The 23,422-nt window shown below is 70.4% G+C and carries 27 protein-coding genes; 12 read left to right on the forward strand and 15 right to left on the reverse strand.

Annotated elements, in window-relative coordinates; genetic code table 11:
- Both H6A23_RS05010 and H6A23_RS11675 read right to left on the reverse strand, forming a co-directional pair.
- A partial coding sequence (locus H6A23_RS05010) for a helix-turn-helix domain-containing protein (RefSeq protein ID WP_204831100.1) occupies positions 1-222 on the reverse strand: 222 nt, incomplete at its 3' end.
- Between the two features lie 130 nt (positions 223-352).
- Complete coding sequence (locus H6A23_RS11675; RefSeq protein WP_204831101.1) at positions 353-1,291, reverse strand: LytTR family DNA-binding domain-containing protein; 939 nt, start codon at positions 1,289-1,291, stop codon at positions 353-355.
- Between the two features lie 57 nt (positions 1,292-1,348).
- Here H6A23_RS11675 and H6A23_RS05020 point away from each other — a divergent pair, with 57 nt between their 5' ends.
- Both H6A23_RS05020 and H6A23_RS05025 read left to right on the forward strand, forming a co-directional pair.
- Entirely contained in the window at positions 1,349-2,101 is a 753-nt protein-coding gene (locus H6A23_RS05020) for an ABC transporter permease (protein WP_204831102.1), read from the forward strand.
- A 358-nt stretch (positions 2,102-2,459) separates the two neighbouring features.
- Entirely contained in the window at positions 2,460-3,416 is a 957-nt protein-coding gene (locus tag H6A23_RS05025; RefSeq protein ID WP_204831103.1) for a DMT family transporter, read from the forward strand.
- A 136-nt stretch (positions 3,417-3,552) separates the two neighbouring features.
- Here the strand turns inward: H6A23_RS05025 and H6A23_RS05030 are convergent, their stop codons facing one another.
- Entirely contained in the window at positions 3,553-4,053 is a 501-nt protein-coding gene (locus H6A23_RS05030; protein ID WP_204831104.1) for a hypothetical protein, read from the reverse strand.
- A 154-nt stretch (positions 4,054-4,207) separates the two neighbouring features.
- Positions 4,208-4,933: a DNA alkylation repair protein gene (locus H6A23_RS05035; RefSeq protein WP_204831105.1), complete on the reverse strand. Its 726-nt coding sequence runs from the start codon at positions 4,931-4,933 to the stop codon at positions 4,208-4,210.
- Positions 4,934-5,143: 210 nt separating this feature from the next.
- On the opposite strand from H6A23_RS05035, the gene H6A23_RS05040 reads away from it, so the two are divergent.
- On the forward strand, positions 5,144-6,484 hold the full coding sequence (locus H6A23_RS05040) for an ATP-binding protein (RefSeq protein ID WP_286165825.1): 1,341 nt from the start codon (positions 5,144-5,146) through the stop codon (positions 6,482-6,484).
- Between the two features lie 61 nt (positions 6,485-6,545).
- On the opposite strand, the gene H6A23_RS05045 is transcribed toward H6A23_RS05040, so the two are convergent.
- Complete coding sequence (locus H6A23_RS05045) at positions 6,546-7,181, reverse strand: AAA family ATPase (protein WP_204831107.1); 636 nt, start codon at positions 7,179-7,181, stop codon at positions 6,546-6,548.
- A gap of 25 nt (positions 7,182-7,206) precedes the next feature.
- A complete protein-coding gene (locus tag H6A23_RS05050; RefSeq protein WP_204831108.1) occupies positions 7,207-7,908 on the reverse strand; it encodes a hypothetical protein in 702 nt (233 codons plus the stop codon).
- 327 nt (positions 7,909-8,235) lie between these two features.
- Between H6A23_RS05050 and H6A23_RS05055 the strand changes: the two genes are divergently transcribed.
- From H6A23_RS05055 to H6A23_RS05065, 4 genes are all read left to right on the forward strand, one after another.
- Complete coding sequence (locus H6A23_RS05055; protein ID WP_204831109.1) at positions 8,236-9,420, forward strand: helix-turn-helix domain-containing protein; 1,185 nt, start codon at positions 8,236-8,238, stop codon at positions 9,418-9,420.
- The gene (locus H6A23_RS11485; RefSeq protein WP_286165826.1) at positions 9,417-9,551 is read left to right on the forward strand and encodes a hypothetical protein; all 135 of its coding nucleotides are present in this window, start codon (positions 9,417-9,419) and stop codon (positions 9,549-9,551) included. The genes H6A23_RS05055 and H6A23_RS11485 overlap by 4 nt, the downstream gene beginning before the upstream one ends.
- A 51-nt stretch (positions 9,552-9,602) precedes the next feature.
- Positions 9,603-10,640 carry an Abi family protein gene (locus H6A23_RS05060; protein WP_204831110.1) on the forward strand — a complete coding sequence of 346 codons (1,038 nt, stop codon included), beginning with the start codon at positions 9,603-9,605 and terminating at the stop codon, positions 10,638-10,640.
- 226 nt (positions 10,641-10,866) lie between these two features.
- On the forward strand, positions 10,867-11,622 hold the full coding sequence (locus tag H6A23_RS05065; protein WP_204831111.1) for an aspartate/glutamate racemase family protein: 756 nt from the start codon (positions 10,867-10,869) through the stop codon (positions 11,620-11,622).
- 93 nt (positions 11,623-11,715) lie between these two features.
- Here the strand turns inward: H6A23_RS05065 and H6A23_RS11680 are convergent, their stop codons facing one another.
- The 6 genes from H6A23_RS11680 to H6A23_RS05095 form a co-directional block, all read right to left on the reverse strand.
- Positions 11,716-13,176 (reverse strand): sensor histidine kinase, encoded by a 1,461-nt coding sequence (locus tag H6A23_RS11680; protein ID WP_204831112.1) that lies wholly within the window; start codon positions 13,174-13,176, stop codon positions 11,716-11,718.
- A complete protein-coding gene (locus H6A23_RS05075) occupies positions 13,164-13,826 on the reverse strand; it encodes a response regulator transcription factor (protein WP_204831113.1) in 663 nt (220 codons plus the stop codon). The genes H6A23_RS11680 and H6A23_RS05075 overlap by 13 nt, the downstream gene beginning before the upstream one ends.
- Positions 13,827-13,970: 144 nt before the next feature.
- Complete coding sequence (locus H6A23_RS05080; RefSeq protein ID WP_204831114.1) at positions 13,971-14,372, reverse strand: hypothetical protein; 402 nt, start codon at positions 14,370-14,372, stop codon at positions 13,971-13,973.
- Entirely contained in the window at positions 14,365-15,174 is an 810-nt protein-coding gene (locus H6A23_RS05085) for a lantibiotic ABC transporter permease (protein ID WP_204831115.1), read from the reverse strand. The genes H6A23_RS05080 and H6A23_RS05085 overlap by 8 nt, the downstream gene beginning before the upstream one ends.
- A 5-nt stretch (positions 15,175-15,179) precedes the next feature.
- Positions 15,180-15,965, reverse strand: coding sequence for a hypothetical protein (locus H6A23_RS05090; RefSeq protein ID WP_286165827.1), 786 nt, complete (start codon positions 15,963-15,965; stop codon positions 15,180-15,182).
- The gene (locus tag H6A23_RS05095) at positions 15,962-16,672 is read right to left on the reverse strand and encodes a lantibiotic protection ABC transporter ATP-binding protein (RefSeq protein WP_204831116.1); all 711 of its coding nucleotides are present in this window, start codon (positions 16,670-16,672) and stop codon (positions 15,962-15,964) included. Before H6A23_RS05095 ends, H6A23_RS05090 begins: the two co-directional genes overlap by 4 nt.
- A gap of 161 nt (positions 16,673-16,833) precedes the next feature.
- Between H6A23_RS05095 and H6A23_RS05100 the strand changes: the two genes are divergently transcribed.
- A complete protein-coding gene (locus H6A23_RS05100) occupies positions 16,834-17,382 on the forward strand; it encodes an NADPH-dependent FMN reductase (protein ID WP_204831117.1) in 549 nt (182 codons plus the stop codon).
- A 29-nt stretch (positions 17,383-17,411) separates the two neighbouring features.
- Here H6A23_RS05100 and H6A23_RS05105 read toward each other — a convergent pair whose 3' ends face one another.
- The 3 genes from H6A23_RS05105 to H6A23_RS05115 form a co-directional block, all read right to left on the reverse strand.
- Positions 17,412-18,095, reverse strand: a complete 684-nt coding sequence (locus H6A23_RS05105) for a TVP38/TMEM64 family protein (RefSeq protein WP_204831118.1) — start codon at positions 18,093-18,095, stop codon at positions 17,412-17,414.
- 90 nt (positions 18,096-18,185) lie between these two features.
- Positions 18,186-19,766, reverse strand: a complete 1,581-nt coding sequence (locus tag H6A23_RS11685; protein WP_204831119.1) for an ATP-binding protein — start codon at positions 19,764-19,766, stop codon at positions 18,186-18,188.
- Positions 19,754-20,461 (reverse strand): response regulator transcription factor, encoded by a 708-nt coding sequence (locus tag H6A23_RS05115; protein WP_204831120.1) that lies wholly within the window; start codon positions 20,459-20,461, stop codon positions 19,754-19,756. The genes H6A23_RS11685 and H6A23_RS05115 overlap by 13 nt, the downstream gene beginning before the upstream one ends.
- 132 nt (positions 20,462-20,593) lie before the next feature.
- Between H6A23_RS05115 and H6A23_RS05120 the strand changes: the two genes are divergently transcribed.
- From H6A23_RS05120 to H6A23_RS05135, 4 genes are all read left to right on the forward strand, one after another.
- Complete coding sequence (locus H6A23_RS05120) at positions 20,594-21,184, forward strand: TetR/AcrR family transcriptional regulator (RefSeq protein WP_204831121.1); 591 nt, start codon at positions 20,594-20,596, stop codon at positions 21,182-21,184.
- A gap of 45 nt (positions 21,185-21,229) precedes the next feature.
- Entirely contained in the window at positions 21,230-21,901 is a 672-nt protein-coding gene (locus tag H6A23_RS05125; RefSeq protein ID WP_286165828.1) for a class I SAM-dependent methyltransferase, read from the forward strand.
- Between the two features lie 243 nt (positions 21,902-22,144).
- A complete protein-coding gene (locus H6A23_RS05130; protein WP_204831123.1) occupies positions 22,145-22,654 on the forward strand; it encodes an RNA polymerase sigma factor in 510 nt (169 codons plus the stop codon).
- Positions 22,651-23,412, forward strand: coding sequence for a hypothetical protein (locus H6A23_RS05135; RefSeq protein ID WP_204831124.1), 762 nt, complete (start codon positions 22,651-22,653; stop codon positions 23,410-23,412). Before H6A23_RS05130 ends, H6A23_RS05135 begins: the two co-directional genes overlap by 4 nt.
- The last annotated feature ends 10 nt before the right edge of the window (positions 23,413-23,422 follow it).

Genomic DNA, 23,422 nt, shown 5'->3' on the forward strand with positions numbered 1-23,422 from the left:
CATGAGCTCGGAGATGGAGAGCCCGAGCGCGTCTGCGAGCGGCACGAGCAGTGGCACGCTGGGCAGGCTGAGCCCGCGCTCCCACTTTGAGACGGTCTTGTCGCTCACGTAGAGCCGCTCGGCGAGCTGGCGCTGCGTGAGGCCGCGCTCGGCGCGGACGCGGGCGATAAAGGAGCCGAGCGTGGCGGCGTCGAGCGGGCGGGCGTTGGGGGCGTCTGGCATGGGGGCTCCTTCGCGAGTGCGGTCGGGATGCCCCGATGCTGCCCTGAGCGTCGCGCCATGTCAATCGACCGTTGGGCGAGAGGCCGTCTACCTGCAGCGCAGGCCGGGCCGGACTTTGGGAGACCCGCGTCTACCGCCAGCCGTAGCGCTCGCGCATGGCGTCGGCCCGCCCCTTGGCGAGCGGGATCTGGGTGGCCGCCGCGTCGGCCAGCGTGAGGTTGAAGCTGTTGCGCGTGAAGCGCTCGACCTTGGCCACCTTCTGCACGTTCACGATGTAGGAGCGGTGGCAGCGGAAGAAGCCAAAGCGCTCGAGCTCGGCCTCAAGCTCGTCGAGCGTCATCGTGACGGGGTAGAGCTCGCCGCGCACGGAGGCGAAGTTCTGCCGGTTCACGCTCTCCACGAAGTCCACCTCGCGCGGGTCAAAGAGCAGCGTCGCCGCGCCCGCGCGGGCCGGCACCTTGAAGACGCGCACCTCGTCGCCCGCAAAGGCGACCCCCGCGTCCTTCTCGTCCTCCGCTCCCACGGCGGTCTTGGCCTCCCAGAGCCGCCCGTCCTCCTCATAGAAGGCGGTCCCGGGCATGAGCAGGGCCTCGCGCAGGGGCTCGCCCGCGGTGATGAGGATGCCGCCGGCGTCTGCCACCTGGCCCATCCATGCGGTCACAAGACCGCGCGTGGCGGGCGTGACGTCGGCGAGCGGCCGCTCGCAGAAGACGACCTCCGGCTCGAAGAGGCTCATGCGGGCGAAGTTCATGAGCGCGCGCTGCTCCTCGGTGAGCCTCCTCACCTGCGTGCGCGCGGCCGGGACGAGGCCAAAGTGGGCCATCGCGTCCTCCGGCGCCACGGCTCCCCCGGCAAGGCGCGAGAAGAACCTCAGGTAGGTGCGGACGGTCTCGCGGTCAAAGCCCCTGTCCGTGGAGACGTAGAACGCGCAGCGGCGGCGCGCGTAGCGCTCGTGGACAAACCGCACGGCGCGGTCCACGGTCTCGCGTGCGCACTCGAGGTGCACGCCCTCTCCCTCGCGGGCGGCAAGAAGGTCCTCGACGGTGTCATATGAGGCGGGCTGCGGCACGGGGCTCCTCCTTCGGGCGGGGCGGGCGCGTCCAGTATATCGGCTATGATGGGGCACATGGCAACGCGGCTTGGAATCATACGCGCGCTCGTGGCACGCGACCTCGCGGACGCCGTCCGCAACCCCACGGTGCTCATGTCGTGCGGCGCGGGCGCGCTGCTCACGGCGTTCATCGGCGGCGTGGCGGCGGGCTCTGCCCGGCTGACGAGCGGCGAGGCGGAGGCGTTTGCCCTGGTCGCCGCCTTCTGCATTGCCCCGGCGTTCGCCGGCTGCGTGACCGAGCTCTACGTCATGGCGGAGGAGCGGGAGCGCGGGGCGTACGGCACGCTGCTGGAGGTGGGCGTGACGGCGGGCGAGCTCGCCGTCTCCAAGTGGCTCTCCGCCACGTGCGTGACGCTCGTCACCCAGGCCGTCGCCTGCCTGCTGCTGGGGCTTGTGCCCACGGCTTCCGCCGCCCTGCTCGCGCTTTCCGCCGTGGCCACCCAGCCGCTTTTGCTCGCGGGCCTTGCCGCCGGCCTCTCCGCGCGCGAGCAGATGGCGTCGAGCCTGCTCGCCGTGCCGCTCACGGTGGTCACCGTGGCGCCCGTCCTCGCGTTCATGTCGGACGCCGTGCGCACGTTCACGTGGTTCTGGCCGCTGGGGGTGCCCGTCGAGCTGCTGCGCGCCGCGTGCGGGATGGGGGCTGCGGCGCCGGTACCGGTGCTGGCGGCACTCGTTGCCGTGTGGGCTGGGGTGGGCGTTCTTCTCGCCGCGTGGGCGTGCCGTCGCTTCGCGCGCGAGCTCGCCGCCGAGCGCGACCGGCTGGCGTAGCGCTCGGCGGCGGGGCACATGCCCGTGCCGCAGCATGCCCACCCCAAGCGGGGTCCTTCTGCTGTGACGACGCCGTTACGCTCAATGCGTTTTCGCGCGAAGCGCGGGATGCCTTGTGCGAGGCGTTGGGTGCCATGAGGGCTCGCTTGACTTCCACAGCTGAGAATCGTACGGTTTTGACCGTCTAAAATCGTGTGGACTTTTCTGGGCGCGAGCCACCTTTTTGCCGCACAACGGAGCTCCGGTTGTGCGGCTTTTTCGTGCCAGTTGACCACGCGGCGTACGGTCAGCCTCCTTCCGAGAGCCCGAGACGCATAGGGCCGAAGCCCCGCGGTGCGGGGCGAGAGGAAGGATGGGTATGGAGAACGTGATTGATCAGCCGATGCCGTCTGCGGGGACGGGGCCCTCGGGACGCCGTCGGGCGGTGGCGGCGCTCCAGGTGTTTGCGGGCGGCGCCTGCTACGGGGCGATGGCAACGACCTACAAGCTCGCCTACGCGGCGGGCTTCACCTCCGCGCAGGTGGTGGCGAGCCAGGCGTGGTTCGGGTGCCTGTTCTTTGCCCTTGCGGCGCTGGTTGGTCGCCTGCGCGGCAGGCGGTGGGAGCGTCTGGCCGGCAAACAGGCGCTCAAGCTCATGGGGCTCGGGGCCCTCACCTGCACCACCTCGATTCTGTACTGCTATGCCATGAGCGTGCTGCCTGCGTCGGTCGCCCTCACGCTGCTCTTCCAGTTCACGTGGATGGGGCTTGTCTGGCAGACCGTCGCGACGCGCCGGGCCCCGCGCCCCGTGGAGGTCGCTTCGGCGGCGGTCATTGTGCTCGGCACCGTGTTCGCGAGCGGCGTCTACAAGACGGGGCTCGCGGGCTACGACCCGGTGGCCCTTAGCTGCGCCCTCGGCGCCGCCGTGACCTGCTCGCTCTTCGTGACGCTCTCCGGCAAGGTGAAGGCGCCCTGCTCCAACGAGCAGCGCGGTGTCGTGGTGTGCCTGGGGGCGGGCGTCATGTCGCTCACCGTGTGCCCGGACTACCTGGCATCGGGCGTCGTCTTCCAAGGCATCCTGCCCTTTGCGGCGGTAGCTGGCTTCTTCGGCCTCATGTGCCCGGTGCTGCTCTTCGGCCTGGGCTCGCCCTACCTGCCCGCTGGCCTTTCCACCGTCATGGCCGCGGCGGAGCTCCCTGCGGGGCTTCTCATCGCCATGGTCGTGCTCGGCGAGCCGCTCGGCGTCATCGAGTGGCTCGGGGTGGCGGTGATTCTCGCGGGCGTCTGCCTCGCGCAGGTGCCGTCGCTTCTCGCCCATGACGCCCATAGCGACTAATGGGGCGCTTGGCTGGGCGGGGTTGGGGCGCGCATCATCGCAATGCCGGTGACGCGCGCCCGTGAGTGGATCATGAGCCGCTCTCACGCCAGGGCGCTCCCCGCCCATTGTCGAGGGGGGTAACGGCGTTTGCGCGCTACGCCGCAACCTGCGCGCGCCGCGCGTCGAGCGCGAGGTGCAGCCGGTTCATGACCGCGCGGGCGATGGGCTGCGCCACGAGCGCCTTGACGGCAAACGACACCGCGAAGTTGCGCGGCCAGCGGAGGAAGAAGTGCTCGACGGGCTCCATCGAGACCTGGCCGGAGGCGATCCAGGGCGCCACGACGGTGAGGACGACCGACATCATGCACACCGTGGCCAGGATGTTCACGAGGACGTGCGCGTTGTAGGAGTCGCCCTCTGCGAGGAAGCGTGCCGTGACCCACTCGGCGGGGTAGTAGGTGGCGAGCACGCACGCGATGACGGCGAGCCAGATGAGGGGCATGGCATGGAGCGCCGCCGCCCAGGCGGAGAGCGAGAAGCCCATCTCGAAGCAGGTGATGACGGGCGCGATGATGTTGACCGAAATCACCGAGATGACCGCCATGAAGAGGCAGAACTCCCGCTTGTTGCGGGGAAGGCGCATGTGAAACTGCAAAACCGGACTCCTTTCGACGCGCGCGCAAACAAAAAAAGCGCGAGGCACCTGCATGCCCCGCGCTGAACCGTTATACGCGCTTGATTGACAGAAGCATTATTCCACGTTGCCGGGGGCGGGTCACAAAACCGACACGACTTCGGGAATGGCGCCGTCACTTGACCTGCGGGGAGACTCGCACCTTGAGCGACTGCAGGTACGCCTTCTGCTCCGGGGTGACGCGGCGGCTCTCGCGCGCCTTCTGGAGCGCCTTGTTGTGCGTCCAGACGTCGAGGGCGCAGGGCCGCCGCTCAAAGAGGGGCAGCGTCGCCGCCGGCTGCTTTATCAGGGCAAACGAGAAGTACCAGGCGCGCGCCATGTTGACGTAGTACTCGGGGCGGGCGATGGCGGCCACGAGCGCGAGGTGCCCGGGCTCGAAGGCGTCGTCCAGAAAGAGCGTCATGAGCTGGACCACGCCGAAGCGCACCATGTACTCCGGTTCTGCGGCGATCCAACCGTAGATGCGCTCGAGTACCGCCGGCAGGTCGCGCTTGAAGGCGGGAACGCGGATGAGGTCGCAGGTCGCCCAGTTGTCGACGAGCGGCAGGAACGTGTCGAGCAGTTCGAACGCCTCCGCGGGCGTCTTGGTGACGCGGCCGATGAGCTCGCCGTGCAGGTTGTTCTCGTCGTAGGTCTCGTGCGGGAGCGCGGCGAGGAAGGCGCGCGCGTCGGCGGGACGCTCGCGGGCGAGCTGCCGGGCGTAGCTGCGCAGCGCCGGCGTGCGCACGCCGAGGATGCGCGCGGGGTCGACCGTCGGCACGAGCCTCGCCTGGAAGTCGCGGTACGCGGGGTCGGCCAGCGCCTCGAGCTCATGCCGGATGCGGTCGGTCACGTGGTCCATGGGCTCCCCTCCGCCGTTCGTCTGGCTCGTCAAAGCTTTTAACGGCATTATGCCTCAGACAGACCTGCTTCGGGCCTCCTCTATGATGGCGGATACCGAATTCGGCATCCGCCATCATTTGGTTGATACCGATATCGGTTTCCGCCAAAATATGGCTCATACCGAAACCGGTATCCGCCAGAATCGAGGTCGGGGATGTATCGCAACGCTATGACCAGGCTCCACTCGTGGAGCGACAGCCCCAGTCGCAAGCCGCTCATCGTCAACGGCGCCCGTCAGGTGGGAAAGACGTGGCTCGTCCTCGCCTTCGGAGCGGATCGCTACGATTCCATAGCTCATGTCGTGTTTCTGGAGAACGAGGACATGAAGCGGGCCTTCGGGGGAAGCCTCGATGCGGAACGTCTGCTCACCATCATCGGGGCGGCAACGGGGACCAATCCCCGTGACGGCAGAACGCTCGTGTTTCTCGATGAGATCCAGGAATGCCCGCGCGCCATCACCGCCCTCAAGATGTTTTGCGAGCAGCGACCTGACGTGCCCGTGGTTGCAGCAGGGTCCCTTCTCGGCGTGGCTCTCAGTCGAGAGCGTGGAAAAGACGGCACTGGCACGTCGTGGCCCGTTGGGAAGGTCGACTATCTTGACCTGCACCCCCTTTCGTTTGACGAGTTTGTCCGCGAGGTCGGCAACCCAACGCTCGCCGACGCGATTGCCCACGGTGACGCCGATCTCATCAGCGTCTTTTCGGAGCGCCTGACCGACCTCCTGCGCACCTATTACTACGTAGGCGGCATGCCCGAGGCGGTGAAGCGCTACAGCGAGACCGGGGACTTTGCGGCGGCGCGAGCGGTACAGCAGACGCTGCTTGCGGACTACGAGCATGACTTCTCCAAGCACGTTGAAAGCGCCGTCGAAGTGGAGCGCATCCGGCAGACATGGAGGTCAGTGCCCGTTCAGCTTGCGCGGGAGAGCGACCTCCGTCGGTTCAGTTACGCCTCCGTCCGGGAAGGTGGGCGTGGGCGCGACTACCGGGATGCGGTCGCGTGGCTTGTCGATGCGGGCCTGGTCACCAAGGTCCCGCGCGCAACTAAGCCAGGTATTCCGCTCAAGGGATACGCTGACGAGACATACTTCAAGCTCTACCTGCTCGACATTGGGCTTCTCGGTGCCGCGACGGGGCTCGAGCCTCGCGTGCTCGTGGAGGGGGACCGGCTCTTCACCGAGTACAAGGGAGTCTATGCCGAGCAGTTCGTGTGCCAGCAGCTCGTGGCGGGCGGCATGGTGCCGTACTACTGGTCAGCAGACGGCAAGCAGAAGAAGGGCGAGGTCGATTTCCTACTTGAGGTTGCAGGACGCCCTGTCCCCGTTGAGGTCAAGGCGGACGAGAACATCGCCGGGGGGAGCCTTGCCGCATTCGTGCGGGACTATGGGCTCAAGAGGGCCGCGCGCTTCTCGCTACGCGGATTGAAGGAGCAGGACTGGCTGGTAAACATACCCCTCTATGCAGCCAACGCCTTCCCCGGCATCCTTGACGCGGCGACCCGCTCGGCGTGAGCGGGCCTGCGGGGTCGCGCGCGTTTCTCGCCCGGCCCCGCAGGACGAAGGCCCCGCCACGCTAGCAGCCGCCACCCTCTCCCTTGGCATAGCGCTCGACCAGCGCCGCCAGGCCGGGGATGAGGTCCTTGGCCTGGGCGTGGCGCGACGTGTTGACGCACAGGTCGTAGTGCTCCTTCCTTCCCCAGAGCTGGCTGGTGTAGAACTGGTAGTACCGCGCCCGCCTCTTGTCCACGGACGCGATCTTCCTGCGCAGCTCAGAGACCGTGAGCTCCTCCGCGTCGTCGCCCTTCTCCTGGCAGCGGGCGACCTTGTGCTCCATGTCCGCGTAGACGAACAGGCGCACCGGGCTCAGGTCGCGCAGCACGTAGTCCGCGCACCTCCCCACGATCACGCAGTCGGACGCCTCGGCGACCTCCTGTATGACCCGGCTCTCCTGCAGGTAGAAGTCCAGGTTCTCCGTGACGGCCTGGTTCGTTGGCAGGCCAAACGTGCGCGCGGTCGTGATGGGGAGCAGCGGCAGCGGGCGCTGCTCCTCCATGTAGCGGACGTACTCCTCGGCGGCCTTCGAGCGCCGCATGAGGGCGGCGACGATCTCCTGGTCGTAGTACGCGACCCCCATCGCCTCCGCCAGGCGCCGGCCCACCTCGCGGCCCCCGCTTCCGAACTCCCGGCTGATGGTAACGATTCTATTCATGAGAGACCTCCTGAGCCGTTGTGCCCTAGACGGAGAGCAGCGACGTCGCGCCGTAGTAGACCAGCAGAGCCCCCACCAGGCTCACCACCGCTGGGACGATGTAGGACGACACCTTCTCCAGTACGCTCTCCAGCTTGATGATGGCCGTCGTCCCCTGCAGGCGGTTGTAGCCAAAGTAGAGCAGGATGAGGGGCGGCACGTACATGAAGTCGTAGACCCCAATCAGCAGCATCGCCGCCGGGAACACCGGGTCGTAGCTCGTCAGGAGCGCCAGGAAGCCGAAGTACGGGAAGGCGCTCGTCAGCTCCACCATGCAAAACGCCGCCCCCATGATGAAAAGGGACACGGGCGAGAGCTGGGCGGGGGCCTTCACCTCGCCGGTCTCCGCGCACTCGGTCTCGTCCCTCTCGGCGTTGCTGCGCCTCGTCACAAGAACGAGCCGCAGCCCGGCAACCAGCAGGGCCGCGCCGCCCACCGCCGCCGCGCCATACACCTGCAGCGGGTAGGAGCCGACGACCTGCGCGAGCAGCTTGGACACCCACGTGGCGATCCCGTAGTAGATGGCTAGGCCCATCAGCAGGTTTGCCGTCCCGATGCCAAGGATGAAGAACCAGATGTGCCGTTTTCTTTTCACCATGGCCTGGAGCAGCATCTGCTGCGCGATGGCGGACGGGTTCAGGCTGTCAAAGAAGCTTGCGGTCAGGGTGGTGCCAAGTAAGATCAGCATGTTCTTCCTCCTACACAAAAAAGTAGGCCCGCGTTTGTGTAACGCAGGCCTACTACACAATGGACAAAACCCCGGCGGGCTACTGATGTGGTCTTTGGTTTGTTGTGCTTGATGCGCTCCAAAAGGAAATCGAGTGCTTGCTGTCTTGCCGGGGATTCTAGCACGGCCGGTTCCGTTTGGGCCGTCTTTTTTGAGCCCTGGCGTCGAGCGGCTGTTGACCCCGCGAGCAAAACGTCAACCAGCGCTCCTTTGATTCCACTCCCGCTCGACCGCATACTGGAGACGGCAGCCGGCCGCCGCCCATCCGCCGCGTCGAGGGAGCACATCATGAGAGAAACGATCAACATCGGCCGCACCATCGCGCGTGAGCGCCGCCGCAGGGGCGTCACGCAGGAGACGCTGGCCGCCCACCTGAGCGTCTCTAAGGCCGCCGTCTCAAAGTGGGAGCTCGGCCAGAGCCTGCCGGACGTGAGCCTGCTGCCGCGCATCGCCGCGTACTTCTCGCTTTCTTTGGACGAGCTCTTCGACTGGCGCGACGAGCTCACCCAGGAGGAGTCCGCCGCGCTCTACGCCGAGGTCTACGCGCTGGGCGAGAAGGACCTCGCCGCCGCGCACGAGCGGCTGCGCGAGCTTGCTGCCGCGCATTATTCCGACGTGAACCTGCTGCTCATGCTGGCGTCGCTCCTTACGGTGTGGGCGGCGGGCATGGCCACGCCGTTCGCGCCGGCGGGGGAGAAGGACGGCGCGCTCGAGGCCGCCGCGCTCACGGACGAGGCGCTCGCCCTGCTCGACCGCGTGCTCGAGCTGTCCACGGACCCCTCGACTCTCTACCTTGCGCAGCAGCAGAAGGCCACGACGCTCTTCCAGGCGGAGCGGCACGAGGAGGCCGCGGCGCTCCTGGAGCCGCTCGTGCGCCGGCAGGACGCGGGCGCGCCGACGATGCTCCTGGCCTCGGCCTACCGCAAGCTCGGCCGTGATGATGACGCCCTCGACCTCCTGCAGGCGGAGCGCCTTCGCGCGGCGAGCTTCGTGCTCTCTTCGCTCATGCAGGAGGTGGGGATGCGGGGCGACGCGGCCTTCGCACGGGCGGCCGGCGACGCTGCCGAGGCGGTCTTTGCGGCGCTGGGCATGGGCGCGGTGAACCCGTTCTTCTCGGCCACGATGGCCTTTGAGGTGGCCGAGACCCTGCGTCGCGCGGGCGAGAAGGACGAGGCGCTCGCGGCGCTTGCGCGGGCGGTCGACGCCGTGGCGGCCGACCCGGCGGGCCCGGACCCGTCCGACTCCCCGCTCTGGGACCGCATGGCCGGGCGCCTCGACCCCGCCCGGGCCGGCGAGGCCTGGGCCGAGCACAAGGCGCGACAGCTGGATGACCTGCGCCGCGCCCTGCTCCAGCAGGCCGCCGAGCGGGTGACCTCCCCCGAGTGGCGCGACCTCGCCGGAGACGATCCCCGCTACCAGGAGATCGTCGACGCGGCGACGCGTCCTTCCGGCGAGGAGGCGACGAGCCGGTGACAGATTTCGACCCCGCTGCCAAGGCCTCGCTGCGCGACCTGCTCGCCCGCCTTGCGCGTGACAGCCTCGTCGTCATGGTCGATCACGAGGGGCTCTTCGACGGCGTGGCCGATCAGGTGATGAGGCTCTGAGCTTCTCGGCCACTGATAGAATGGTCTCCCGCGGAACCGAGGAGGCCGCTCGTGACGGATTCGACGGAGAGATGCAAACTCGAGAATCGCCTGGATGAGAAGATAGCAACGCCTGCCCACAAGCCTTTCATGACGCCCACGCAACTCGTTGCCGCCCTCAAGGCACGCGGCGTGACCTTCGAGCGGTGCTCGGAGGGGGAGGCCGCCGACTACCTGACCCATGCCAACAACTACCTTCGCGCGGCGTCATACCGCAAGCTCTATCCCATGCAGATAGAGGGGAAGCGCGCCGGCGAGTACGTTGGCCTCGACTTCGAAGCTCTTCGCCGCCTGTCATCTGCCGACCGCGTGCTGCGGTCGGCCCTTCGAGAGATTTGCATCGACGTCGAGCACTTCGCGCGCGTTTGCCTGCTCAACCGAGCGATCGTCGAGGGCGAGGACGGCTATCAGATCGTGGAAGACTACCTCGCCGACCTTACGCCACGTGACCACGCACGCGTTACGGGCGGGCTTGGGTGGCGTGCCCGGGACGGTGAGTCGCGTGATGAGTACTCTGGAGCTCTCATTGCTCACTATCGCGTCGAAGGCTACCCGTTGTGGGTTTTCCTCGAGGTGGTTGAGTTCGGGCGCTTCTGCGACCTGTGGCTCTTCTGTGCTCGTAGGTGGGGCGACCGCGACATGAGGCGCCTGCACTACGTCCTCAAGTCCGTCAAGGCCATCAGAAACGCCGTTTGTCACAACAGCTGCATCATCAACGGTTTCTCCGTAACGTCTGAGCGGGCAGATTTCCCGACCTCGAATCCTATTGCCGCCTCCATGAACGAGCACGGTCTCAAGAGCAGCAAGTCACGTCGCTCAAAGATGAGGAACCTTCGGGTTGCCCAGATAGCCGCCGTGCTCTTTGCATCGAGCGAGTTCTGCAGGCGTGAGTCCACACGCACACGCCATTCCGAGGCAATGGAAACCGTCCGAGAGGCGTTCGATGCCGTCCGGCCCCTCTGCCCTGCCGATGGGTCGCTTACGTCATACTTCGATTTCATCATGAAGCTCGTTGACATTTGGACGCCGAAACGGGCACAATTCGAATAGATGTAAAACCTTCGGGTTTTGTAAGGGCGTGTCCGCATAGCGGATGCGCTCTAGTTTTTATCGTTGTCCGTTCCGAGGTTATCCTCGCAAAACGGCAGAATCAGCATTTTGACAGGTTCTTCTCGCCCGCGCTTTGTTGCGATTCCGCTCAACTTTCGGACGCATTGGCCCACGAGCCTAGAATCTCCGCAGCAGCGGGACAGGCCCGCTGCGCAAGGGAGGCGCAATGAAGACCATCGGACTCATCGGCGGTATGAGTTGGGAGAGTACCGTCACCTATTACCAGGTCATCAACCGCGTGGTGGCGGAGCGGCTGGGCGGGCTCCACTCCGCCCGCATCGTCCTCTACAGCGTGGATTTCGACGAGATAGAGCGCTGCCAGTCGTCGGGAGACTGGGACAGGAGCGCCCAGATCCTCGCCGGCGCGGCGCGCGCCCTCGAGCGGGCCGGCGCGGACATGGTCCTCATCTGCACCAACACCATGCACAAGGTGGCGGGCGAGGTCGCATCGGCGGTCGGCATACCGCTGCTCCACATCGCAGACATGACGGCAGACGCACTCGAGGGCGCGGGCGTGGCCACGGTGGGACTCCTCGGCACCCGCTACACCATGGAGCAGGACTTCTATACGGGCGTCCTCGAGCGTCGTGGCCTCACCGTGCTCACGCCGGGCGAGAAGGACCGCGCCCTCGTGAACCGCGTGATCTTCGACGAGCTCTGCCGCGGCGAGATCCGCGACGGCTCCCGCGCCGAGTTCCTCCGCATCATCGACGACCTCGCCGCGCGCGGCGCGCAGGGCGTCATCCTCGGCTGCACGGAGATCGGCCTGCTCGTCCGCCCGCAGGACACGGACGTCCCGCTCTTTGACACCACCCTCATCCACGCGCGCGGCGCCGCCCTCGCCGCGCTGGGGGAGGAGCCCGTCGAAGGGCCGTGCGGGCGCCGCACTGCTTCCGCCGCTGCAACGACCGCGAGTTTCTAAGCACAAAAAGAAGGCCATCTACCTGCGAATACTCGCATCGTCTCAGGTAGATGGCCGCTTAGGAAAGTGGGGTGGTTGCAGCCGTGCGGAGGGTCATCGCGCGCGGAGCGGGATTGTGATGCCGGCCACGGCCCCGCCCGAGGCGCGGTTGGCGAGAAGGACATTGCCGCCGTGGGCGCGGGCGGCCTCCGCCGCCGCGTAGAGGCCGAGGCCATAGTGGCGCTCGCCGCCGCGCGCGGCGCGGGAGGCGTCGTCGGTGAAGAGGCGCTCGCATCCGTGCTCGAGGGCGGCGGGGGAGAAGCCCGGCCCGTCATCGGCGACCTCGATGACCAGCGCCTCATCTGTAAGCGAGCACGAGAGCTCGACGCGCGAGCGCGCGTGCTCGGCGGCGTTGGCGACGAGGTTCGCGGCGGCGCGTGCCAGGGCGGCGCGGTCGAGCGGGGCCTCGGGCGCGCCCGCGACGGCAGGGGCGACGTCCGCGACGAGCTCCACGCCGTGCGCCCGCGCGACGGGCCCGGCCTCGGCCACGACCTGCGCGCAGAGCGCCGCCGGCCGCACGGGCGCCTTTGCCGGCGCATCCTGCCCGCGCGACGCCTCGATGAGCAGGCGCACGTAGCCGTCCAGGCGCTCGGCACCGGCGGCGATGTCGCGCGCCGCGGCCGCGAGCTCGCCGTCCCTCTCACCCGGCGCGCCGCCGCCCAGCTCCTCCGCCACGAAGTCGGCGTTGGCGCGCAGGACCGTGAGCGGGGTCTTGAGGTCGTGCGCGAGCGAGGCCACCTGCCCGCGCTGCTCGCGCTCCGCCTGCCAGCGTGCGTCGAGCGACTCGGCGAGGGAGGCCCGCATGGCGTCCATCGCGTCGAGGACGTCGTTCACCTCGCGCACGTTGGTGCGGCGCACGGAGAAGTCGAGCTCCTCGCGGCCGACGCGCGCCGCGGCCTCCGCGAGCGGCGCCATCTTGCGGGAGATCACGCGCGCGGCCCGGCGCGCCACGAGCGCGAGCGCGAGCGCGCTGCCCGCCACGCCGGCGGCGAGCATGAGGTCCTGCGGGTTGGGGAGCAGGCCGGCGAGGTCGCGCGAGACCCACTGCGGCAGGTACTCGCTGACGAGCGCGCACGCGCCGCCGTCCGCGAGCGGGAACGCGGCGTAGGTGAGGCCCGAGCCGCCGCCCTCTATCTCCACCGTGCCCGGCTCGGCGGCGAGCGCCGCGCGGGCCATCTCCGCCGCGGCCTCGAGCCGCGCCCCCTCGAGATCCGTCATCAGCGCGCCGCCGCGCGCGTCCGTGACGAGGTAGCGGTAGGCCGTCGGTATGTCCTGCGGCCCGTGGACGCCCTCGTGCGCCAGGTCCTCCGCGACCTCGCGCACGTTGGCGGGCCCCCAGCTCGCCTGGTAGACCCATCCCAGGTTGATGGCCGCGGAGATCGCCATGAACGCGAGGAGCCACGCCAGAGCAACCGCCGCGAACGCGTAGGCGAAGTAGCGCGCGATCACAAAGGAGAGCGGCAGGCCGGCGTGCAAAGGTGCCTGTCCCTTTTGCACGGTCCCTAGAGCTGCCACTTGTACCCCATTCCCCAGACGGTCGCAATTGGGTCGGCGCCGGCTGCGGCGAGCTTCTTGCGCGCGCGGCTGACCTGCATGGAGATGGCCGTGTCGTCGGCGTCGCTCTCCCAGCCGAGCACGGCCTCGCGAATCTGGGCGCGGCTCATGACCTGCCCGGGGTGGCGGGCCAGAAGCTCGCAGATGGCGTACTCGGTGGGCGTGAGCGAAAGGGCGCGGCCGCCCACGGAGAGCTCGCGCGCACCGAGGTCGAGCCGCACGTCGCCGAAGGCGAGGGCGTGCGCGTGCGGCCGGCGCTCGCGGCGCAGGTGGGCGGCCACCTTGGCGCGCAGCTCGGCGGCGCCGAAGGGCTTGCGGACGTAGTCGTCGGCCCCCAGGCCGTAGCCGGTGACGGCGTCCTCCTCGGCCACGCGCGCGGTGAGGAAGATGATGGGCCCGTCAAAGGAGGGGCGAATCTGCCTCACGAGCTCGAAGCCGTCGAGCCCCGGCATCATGACGTCACAGAGCACGAGGTCAAAGCGGGCAAGGTCCATGCCCGGCACGCTCCTGGGGTCGGTGACGCGCACGACCTCGTGGCCGTCGCGTGACAGGACGCGCGCGAGGGCGTCCAGGATCGCCCGCTCGTCGTCTATCGCCAGAATGCGCGCCATCTCTCGCCCCCTCGCTCGCCCAAGACCAGTCTGGCGCCCAATTCTAACGAAGGTGTAACGGGGGTACTTCTGCCGACGTCGCATACCCCGACTTTTTGGGCCAAATTTGAGCCCAAAATGTCGGGGTATGCGACGTCGGCCAATCTATCCCAGCGCGTCGAGGGCCTTTGGGGGCACGCCTGTCCTGTCGCATGCCCGGTAGCGTACCCCAGATCCGCCGCGGGCCTCGATCTCGAGCCAGCCCCCGCCGTCCGACTCCCGCCCGAAGAAGATGAGCTGGAGCCCCCGGACGTTGCCGTCGGCGTCTGCCGCCGTCACAAGGTAGACGTAGTTGGTGCCGGCGCCCGTGGCGTCGGCGTAGGAGCTCGTGTGGCTTCCGGGCACGGGCGCGGGCGCCCACATGGTGACCTCCGGGTTGGGCAGAACACGGTCGGAGACGGAGCGCAGGGCCGGTCCCCAGCCGGCGTCGAGCAGGGTATTCCCGCCCAGGATGAGCGCCGCGGCGAGGAGGGCGAGCACGGCGGCGGCGAGCGGCTTCCTACGCATCGGCCCTCCCGTCCTCGAAGCGGCGGAACCAGGTGAGAAGGGCGACGACGGCCGCGAGGGAGAGCGCGGCGCCGGCGAGCGCGGTCGCGGCGAGCGGCCCCGCCGTGCGCGCGACGTCGATGAAGGCCTCCACCCCGAGCGACCCCAGGCGCGCGGGCCACGCAAACGGGACCCAGGAGAGCGGGGTCGCCAGCGCGCCGGTGAGCTCGCCCGTCATGAGGCCGTGCGCAAGCCCGCCCACCGAGAAGAATGCGAGGAGCGTGCCCGCCGCGCCCGTGCCGATGGACGCGTTGCGGCCGAGGCGCAGGGCCAGCGCGAGCCCAAGCGTGTAGAGCGGCAGGCTGCCGAGCACGGTGAGCGCCCAGGCGGCCGTGAGCGGCGCGGGCCCGAGCGGCAGGCGGCCGGCTGCGGCGAGCACGGCCCCGAACACGCCGAGCGCCACGGCCAGCGCGCCTGCGCCGAGCGCCGCAAGGGCGAGCCACTTCGCCGCGACGGCACGCCCGCGCGAGGGGATCGCCGTGAGGTTGGCGAGGCGCCCGGCGGCGCGCTCCTCGTCCACGGCGAGCCCGCAGACGATGGCGGACATGAGGGGTATGAGGGCGCCGAGGAACTGGGCGTAGGCGTCCGCGCCCAGCGCCGGGTCCCATCGGGCGACGGAGAAGTACTCGCCGCAGGCAAGGCCGGCGGCCAGGCCGCAGACGAGGTGCACCGCCACGAGCGGGGAGCGTGCCAGGCGCAGGGCCTCGGACCGAAGGGCCCGCGCGAGCGTCATGCGCGGCGTCGGGTCAAAGAGTCGTGCCATGGCGATCACCGCTCCTCGGAGTGCGCGAACCAGGCCGCGCCCGCCGCCGTGAGCGCGACGAACGCGAGCGCGCAGACCAGAAGGCCGGCCAGCGTGAGCACGCCGTCCGCTGCGAGCGCCCCGCCGAGCGCCATGTCCGCCGCGAGCGGCTCGCCGCTCGGCAGCACGGGGATGAAGCTCGTGGGGATGACCATGCTCGCCGACGGCGGGAAGAGCTGCGGCAGCGGCACCAGCGACCATGCGAACCCGCCTACGAGCTGCACGGCAAGCGGGCAGAAGATGCCCGCGAGCATGCCGAGGCGCGCCGTGGCCCAGAGCCCCGCCGGGATCATCCACGCCGCGGTCAGCGTGTTGACGAGCGCGCAGCAGAGCATCGTGAGCGCGCCGGCCGCCGTGAGGCCCTGGGCGGAGAACGCGGACCCGGCGAGGTAGATGCCAAAGACCACGAGGTTGGAGAGGGAGAGAAGTGCCAGACACCAGAGCGCCTTGGCCCACCAGGACCTCTCGAGCGGCACGCCCAGCCCCAGCACGCCCCGCATCCGCGCCCGCGCGTCCGCCTGCGCGACGCACGCCACCACGAGCGAGAGCGCCACGGGCAAAAAGAGCGCGTACCAGTAGTTCCACGCGCTGAAGGACTGCACGCCCTGGTAGGGCATCGCGCCGAGCAGCGGCATCGGCAGCGCCATGAGGACGGCGATGCGCGCCGGCGCCGAGTGGCGCGACTTCAGCGCCTCGGCCCGGAAGGCCGCACCGCACGACCTGACAAACGACCCGGTCACCTTTGTCATCATGCGGCACGCCCCTCTCGGCAGACGCTCATGAAGAGCTCCTCGAGGTCCTCGCCCGGGCGCAGCGCGTCCTCGTAGGCAAGGCGCCCCCGGTAGATGATGCCGATGGTGTCCGCCATCTGCTGCACCTCGGAGAGGATGTGGCTGGAGACGAGCACCGTCGTGCCCGCCGCAGCAAATCCGCGTATCTGGTCGCGCAGCTCCTCGATGCCGATGGGGTCGAGGCCGTTGGTGGGCTCGTCCAGCACCAAAAGGCGCGGACGGGCGAGAAGGGCCAGCGCGAGCCCCAGCCGCTGCCGCATGCCCATCGAGAAGCGCCCCGCGCGCTTCTTCCCGGTGTCCGCGAGGTCCACGGCGGCGAGCACCTCGTCGATGCGGCCCTCGGGAAGGCCGAGCAGCGTGGCGCGCACGCGCAGGTTCTCGCGCGCGGTGAGGTTGGGGTAGAGCGGCGCCTCCTCGATGAGGCTGCCGATGGCGTAGAGGTCCTCGCGGCGCCAGGCGTGCCCGGCGAAGAGGATCTCTCCGGCGGTCGGCCGCAGCATCCCGCAGATCATCTTGAGCGTGGTGGACTTGCCGGCGCCGTTGGGGCCCAAGAGGCCGTAGACCTCGCCCACGCGCAGGTGGAGGCTCACGTCGGCCACGGCCGTCTGCGCCTCGGCGCCGCGGCCGAAGCGCTTGGTGAGGCCGCGCGTCTCAAGCAGGTATCCCATGGTGCGTCCTTTCGTACGGGTCTTTCCGGGACGTCATCCATGGTGGGGCCCGATCCTAACGAAGCCCTAACGGGCGAGAAAGGCGGCGCCCGCATCTGGGTACGATGCCCACAAGACGGGGCGCGCGGGGCTGGCCTGGCGCGCATGACGAGAGGTGTCCCATGAAGCGCATCGTGATAATCGTTGGCTCCCTGCGGGAGAGGTCCTTCAACCGCCAGCTCGCCGAGGAGGCGGCCGCGCTTCTCGCCGGGCGCGCCGAGGTCGAGACGCTCGAGTACCGCGACCTCCCGTATATGAACCAGGACCTCGAGTTCCCGCCGCCCGCCTCCGTCGAGCGCGTGCGCGCCTCCGTTGCGGCGGCGGACGGGATATGGATCTTCACGCCCGAGTACAACTACAGCTACCCCGGCGTCCTCAAGAACCTCCTCGACTGGCTGAGCAGGCCCGTCGTCGCGGGAGATCGTGCCACGGCGGTGACGCGCGGGAAGAGGCTCGCGCTCAGCTCCGCGGCCGGCTCGTCCGCGGGCGCCGGTGCGCGCGCCAAGCTCGCGGAGCTGGCCGCGGCCCTGCAGATGGACCTCATGGGAGAGCCGCAGGTGGGGGTGAGGCTCGACCGCCGCGCGTTCGAGACGGACGTGCTCGCCCTCACGGACGAGGCGCGCTCCGAGCTTGCCGCCGAGGCCAACGCGTTCCTCGCCTACCTGACCTGACAAAGGTGCCGGGGGCGTTTGTCATGATGTTACCGGGCAGCCTCGCGGCGGCGCATGGTGGCGTATGCGGCGCCGCCCGCGCCCACGAGCGCAAGGGTGACGGCGAGCGTCACGCCGGCTGCCGCCCAGTTGCCCGCGGAGGCAAAGCCGGCCGCCAGCGTGGAGGTTACGATCGAGGGGATGCGGCCCACCGTGGCGATGGCGGCGATGCGCCACCAGCGGCACGTGGTGAGGCCCGCGGCGTAGGTGAGCACGTCCTTGGGCGTGCCGGGGATGAGGAACACCACGAGCATCAGGAGCTCGAAGCGCGCGGAGTCCCTGAGCCACGCGACGCCCTCCAGCTGCTCCGCCGAGAAGAACGTCCGCACGACGCGCGTGCCGAGCACCCGCACGAGCGCCGTCACGACGAGCGTGCCCACGAGGCCGCCCACAAGGCAGATGAGCGTGCCCTCCCAGGTGCCGAAGAGGTAGCCCGCCGCAAGCTCGACCGGCTCGCCGGGCAGCACCGCCACCACGATCTGCGCCACGACGAGCGCCCCCATGGCCACGGGCGCAAGCGCCCCCTGCGCGTCCACCCAGGCGCGAACGGCCTCGCCGTCCGTGAAGAACGCCCAGAGGCCGGGGCCAAACGCCACGCCGGCGGCCCCGAGGAGAAGCGCCGCGACGATCGCCGCCGCCACGACCATGCCACGCCGCATCGTTCTTCTCGCCATCCCGCGCCCCTCTCGTCCGTCGTCTCTTGGGTACGAGCCTACGGAACGAAGGTCAAGAAACCCTCAACGGAAGGTGGCTTTTTCGTCACGTCATGAGACCTCGGGGGCGAGGATGCGCGCGCGGACGAGGGCGCCGCCGCCCGCGCGGTTGGAGAGCTCGAGGCGGCCGCCGTGGCGCTCGGCGAGCGTCCGCGCCACGTAGAGCCCCAGGCCCAGGTGCCCGCCCGTGCCCTTTGACTCGCCCCAGAAGGGCTCCGCCGCCCGCGCGAGGGCGGTCGCGGCAAAGCCGGGCCCGTCGTCCGAGACCGCAAGCTCAAGCGCGCCCTGACCCCACGAGAGCGAGAGCCGCACCTCGGAGCGCGCGTAGCGGGCTGCGTTGGCCACGAGGTTGTCCGCGATGCGGGAGAGCGCCCGGCCGTCCGCCCGGACGAGCGGCGGCAGCTCGGCGCCCGTCACGAGGAACCTCGCCCCGGCCGCGCGCACGATCTCGCGCCCGTCCGCCGCCGCCCCGTCGAGCCAGGCGCCCGGGTCCATCGGCTCCGGCGTGACCTGCGCGGACTCGAGGGCGTCGAGCCCGCGCATGGAGTCCGCGAAGGCGGCGAGCCGCTCGGCCTGGCGCACGATCGTCGCGGCGGCCGCGCGCACGGCGTCGGTCTCGGCCATCCTCCCCACGAGCTCGGCCTGGCCCCGGATCACGGTGAGCGGCGTGCGGAGGTCGTGGGCAAAGGCGGCGTTGACCTGGCGGCGGTTCTCGGCGGCGCGCCAGAGCTCGCCCTCGGTGCGCTCGAGCTCGGCGCGCATGGCCTCGAGCTGCCCGGCGAGCCGGCCGAGCTCGTCTGGGCGCTGGGGCTCCACGTGAAAGTCGAGGTCGCTTGCCGCGATGCGCCGCGCCGCCTCGTCCATGGCGGCGAGCTGCCCGGCGAGCCGCGCGCGATAGAAGCGCCGGCCCGCCACCACGAGGCATGCCACGAAGATCGCCGGCACCGAGGCGATGGCCGCCCACGCAAACGCCCTGTACGCGCCCGGGTCTCCGGGGTAGGGGAGGTAGTAGCCCACGTTGGAGACCACGGGCCGCTCCCCCTCGGCGTTTGCGGGCAGCGCCTGCGCGAGGCGGACCGCCTCCTCGGCGCCGGGGCGGGCGGTGGACGCCGAGACGTCGTAGACGGGGATCTCCTCGAAGGAGAGGGCCCGGTCCGTGACGTCGGACACGCTGGCGGACCACCAGGCGAGGTCCACCACCTCGCCGTCCGGCGCCGCCTCGGGCGGGTCGGAGACCGGGACGGGCCTCGCGTCCTGGTTGGCGTGCGACTCCACGTAGAGCACGATGACGTCCGTGGCGTCCACGGTCGCCTCGGCGCTCTCCTCCGCGGCGTCGCCGCTCTCGGCGAGCGCCTCGTAGGCGGGCATCTCGTACCAGGAGAGCGCCTCGGCGGGCACGAGCTCGTTGCTCGCGGCGTCGTAGACGTAGGTGCCGGCGTAGGCGTAGGGGTCCTCGGGCAGCGTGGCCTCGGCGGCCAGCCCCAGAAGCCCGGTGGAGACAAACGAGAGCGCGATGCCGGCGAGAAGGGCCGCCGCGGCGTAGAGCGCAAAGGCCGTGCGGACGGAGCAGTTGGCCACGCGCTCCCGCAGCCTGCGCGCCCATCGCCGCGGGGCGCGCCTCACGCGCGCCACGAGTACCCCACGCCCCACACGGTGGCGAGCGGCTCGGTCGTGCAGCCAGCGTCGGCGAGCGCCCGGCGGATGCGGCGCACGTGCTCGGTCACCACGGAGGAGTCCCCGGGCTCGCCCCAGACGCGCTCGTAGATCATGTCGCGGCCAAAGACCTGGCCCGGCCGTCCGGCGAGAAGCGCCACGATGTCAAAGTCCTTGCGCGCGAGCGGGGCGACCCGCGGGTTCTTCTCGCCCACGCGCACCTCCCGCCGGGAGAAGTCCACGGACACCCCGCCGGCAAAGCGCACCGTCGCCCGGTCGAGCTGGCGCCGGTCGCGCGCGAGCTGCGCCCTCACGCGGGCGCCGAGCACGTCGAGCGAGAAGGGCTTGGTCACGTAGTCGTCCCCGCCGGCGGCAAAGCCGGCGAGGGCGTCGGCGTCCTCCACGCGGGCGGTGAGGAAGATGATCGGGCAGGCCACGACCTCGCGAATCTGGCGGCAGACGGAGAAGCCGTCGGCGTCCGGCAGGTTCACGTCCAGGAGGATCGCGTCGGGCGCGCGGCCCGCCGCGGCCACGGCGCCCGCGGCGTCGCGCGCCACGAGGGTGCGGTAGCCCTCGAGCCTGAAGTACGCCTCGAGCATGTCCGCGATGTCCCGCTCGTCATCGACGATAAGAACGAGGGGCGCCTCGCCGCGCCCGTCCCGCGTCACGTCCATCCCGCCTCCGTCTCCCGACTAAACCCGTCCATGCTACCCGAGCAAGGTCAAGAAATCCTCAACTCTCGGCTCATCCGATGTATTGACCAATGTTCAATACAGGGGTACGCACTCAGGGAGGAGGTGGCGGAGGTGCCAAGAACCGTCAAGGACCCCGGGGAGCGCCGGCGCGAGCTTCTGGGGTGCGCCATGCGGCTCTTCGCCGAGGAGGGCTACGACAACGTGTCCGTCCGCGCCGTGGCGCGCGCCGCCGGCGTGGCGCCGGGGCTCGCCTACCACTACTTCGACTCCAAGGAGCGCCTGTTCGCCGAGGCGATCGAGGACTACGCCCGCCGCTGTGCCGAGGGCGTCTGCGAGGTCCTGGACGGGAGGGACCTCACGCTGGACGAGAGGCTCGAGCGCGCGCTCGACGCCGGCGCGCGGCACGGGGGCTACCCCTACGCCGCGTTCTTCCACGCCGAGGGGCACAGCGCCCTCCACGACCGGCTCTCGCTCGCCATGTGCGAGGCGGTGCGGCCGCACCTGCGCGCCGCGCTCGAGGCGGACGCCGTGGGGCGGGGGGCGCCGGCCGGGGACGCGGGCGAGCTCGCCGCGATCATGACCTACGCCTGCGTGGGCCTCGCCTCGGGCCCGGGCATGCCGGACGGGGCCGCCGTCGCGGCCGCCCGGCGCTACCTGCGCGCCCTTCTCGCCGAGTTCCGCTCGGGGGGCGACGCAGACTAGAGGTCTTGCCCCGGCTGCGGTCGGGGCTCTTTTCGGCCGATTGTATTGAACATTGTTCAACAGAAGGGAATCACGATGGACGAGAAGAACGCCGAGCTGCTGCGCTCCCGCTCCCGCGCGGCCTTCGACGCGCAGGCGGCGACCTACGACACCGGGATGCAGGGCGAGCACGCGCGGAGGCTCTACCCGCACGTGCTCGCGGAGGTGACGCGCGCCGTGGCGGGAAACCCCGCGCCGCGCCTGCTCGACCTGGGCTGCGGCACGGGCGCGCTCGCCGAGCTCGTGCTCTCCCAGGTGCCGGGCGCGCGCCTCGCGTGCGTGGACCTGTCGCCGAGGATGGTCGAGGCCGCCCGGGCGCGGCTGGGCGGACGGGCCGCGGTCCAGCTCGGCGACGCGGAGCGCCCGCCCTTCCACGAGGGCGCCTTCGACGTGGCGTGGTGCAACGACTCCTTCCACCACTACCCGGACCCGGAGCGGGCGGCCTTCCAGGCGTGGCGCGTGCTCGCGCCCGGCGGCGCGCTCGTCGTGGGCGACGCGTGGCAGCCGGCTCCCGCCCGCGCCCTCATGAACGCATGGATGCCGCGCTCGCGCGAGGGCGACGTGCGCATCTACTCCGAGGCCGAGCTGCGCCGCATCCTCGGTACCTGGTTCAGCGAGGTCGCGTGGCGCCGCGTGGGCCTGACGGCTTGCGTCGCGGTGGCGCGCAAGGGGAGGTGACGCTGGACCTTCGGGGGCCGGAGCCCGCCGGCAAACCTCACACGTAGTAGATGTTTTTTCAAGCCAGCTCTCCTGTCAACTGCGGAAACTCCGGCCGCGCCCCGGAAAAGAGGGACCACGTGCGGGGTTTACCGGCTCGAAACAAAGGGGCGGCGACCCCATGCGCCGCCTCGGCATTATTTTCGGTTCGACCGCTCATCCAGGGCGGCCGGAGCGTTATTAGGGATAGAGGGAGGTGACGCCATGGGCGAGAAGAACGCGCGGGCAGACGAGGCGGGGCAGCTCGTGGGCGAGCACTACGCGGACGTGCTGCGCTACTGCCGCAGGCACGCGCCGGCGGGGCTTGCCGAGGACGCGGCCCAGGAGACGTTCCTGCGCTTCGTCCGCGCCCGCTCGCGCTACCGGGAGCGGGGCCGGGCGCGCGCCTACCTCGTCACCATCGCGCGCAACGTCTGCGCGGACCTCGCCCGCGGGCGGGCCGCCGGGTGGGACGAGCTTCCCGAGACGCTGCCCGCCGGGGGCGACCCGGGCGAGAAGGACGACGAGCGCGACCTCGCCTCCGCCCTCGCCCGGCTGCCCCGCGCCCAGCGCGAGGCGCTGGAGCTCAGGTACGGGGAGGGCCTCACGGTCGGCGAGGTGGGTGCGGCGCTGGGGATGAGCAGGTTCGCGGCGGGCAGGGCCCTGTCTGCGGCGCTCAAGGCGCTGCGGGCGGAGCTGGGCGCTCCGACGGACGGACAAGGAGGCCTGAGATGAGGATGCGGGAGAGACGGGCCCTCGAGGGGGCGCTGCGGGAGCACTACCGTGCGGGCGCCTACGCCGCCGCGCCGCCGCAGGCGCTCGTGGAGGCCGTTGCGGCCGAGATGGCACGCCCCGCCCGGCCGCGCGCCGCCGCGGTGGTCGCCGAGCAGGCCCGGCGCGTCGGGGTGGGGACGTGGGCGCTGCATGCGGCGCTCGTCCTTCTCGCCGTGGCGTGCGCCCTCTCCGGGATCGGCGCCGGGACGGCCGCGGCCGTCCTCGGGGCGGCGCTTGCCCTCGCGACGCTTGCGGAGGTCACGCGCTCGCGCTCCTGCGGCATGGCGGAGCTCGAGGCCGCCTGCCCCGTGAACGCCCAGGCGGTCGCATGCGCCCGGACCCTAGTGCTCTGCTGCGCCGACGCGCTTGCCGTGGCGCTTCTCGCCGTCCTCGCGGGGCCGGCGGGCGGCGCGCCCTGGGCCGTGCTCTCCCAGGGGCTCGCGCCCTACCTTGCGGCTCTCGGGGCGGGGCTCCTTGTTGCCCGGCGCGTGGCAAGCCCCGACGCAACGGTCGCTGCCGTTGCTGCGGCCGCCGGGGTGTGCGCCGCCTGCGTCGTGGCGCGCACCGTCTGCCCGGCGGCCTTTGGCCCCGCGGCGGCGCTCGCCTGGTGGGGTGCGGCCGCCGCGGCGCTCGCCTTTGCGGCGGTCGAGGCCCGCGCCTGGCTCCGGGCCGCGGCGTCCGGCTTTGCCGACGCACCCGCTCCCGCCACGGCGCTCTAGCGACCCCACG

Origin of the sequence: Olsenella uli (assembly GCF_016900775.1) — a bacterium.
GTDB classification, from domain to species: domain Bacteria; phylum Actinomycetota; class Coriobacteriia; order Coriobacteriales; family Atopobiaceae; genus Thermophilibacter; species Thermophilibacter uli_A.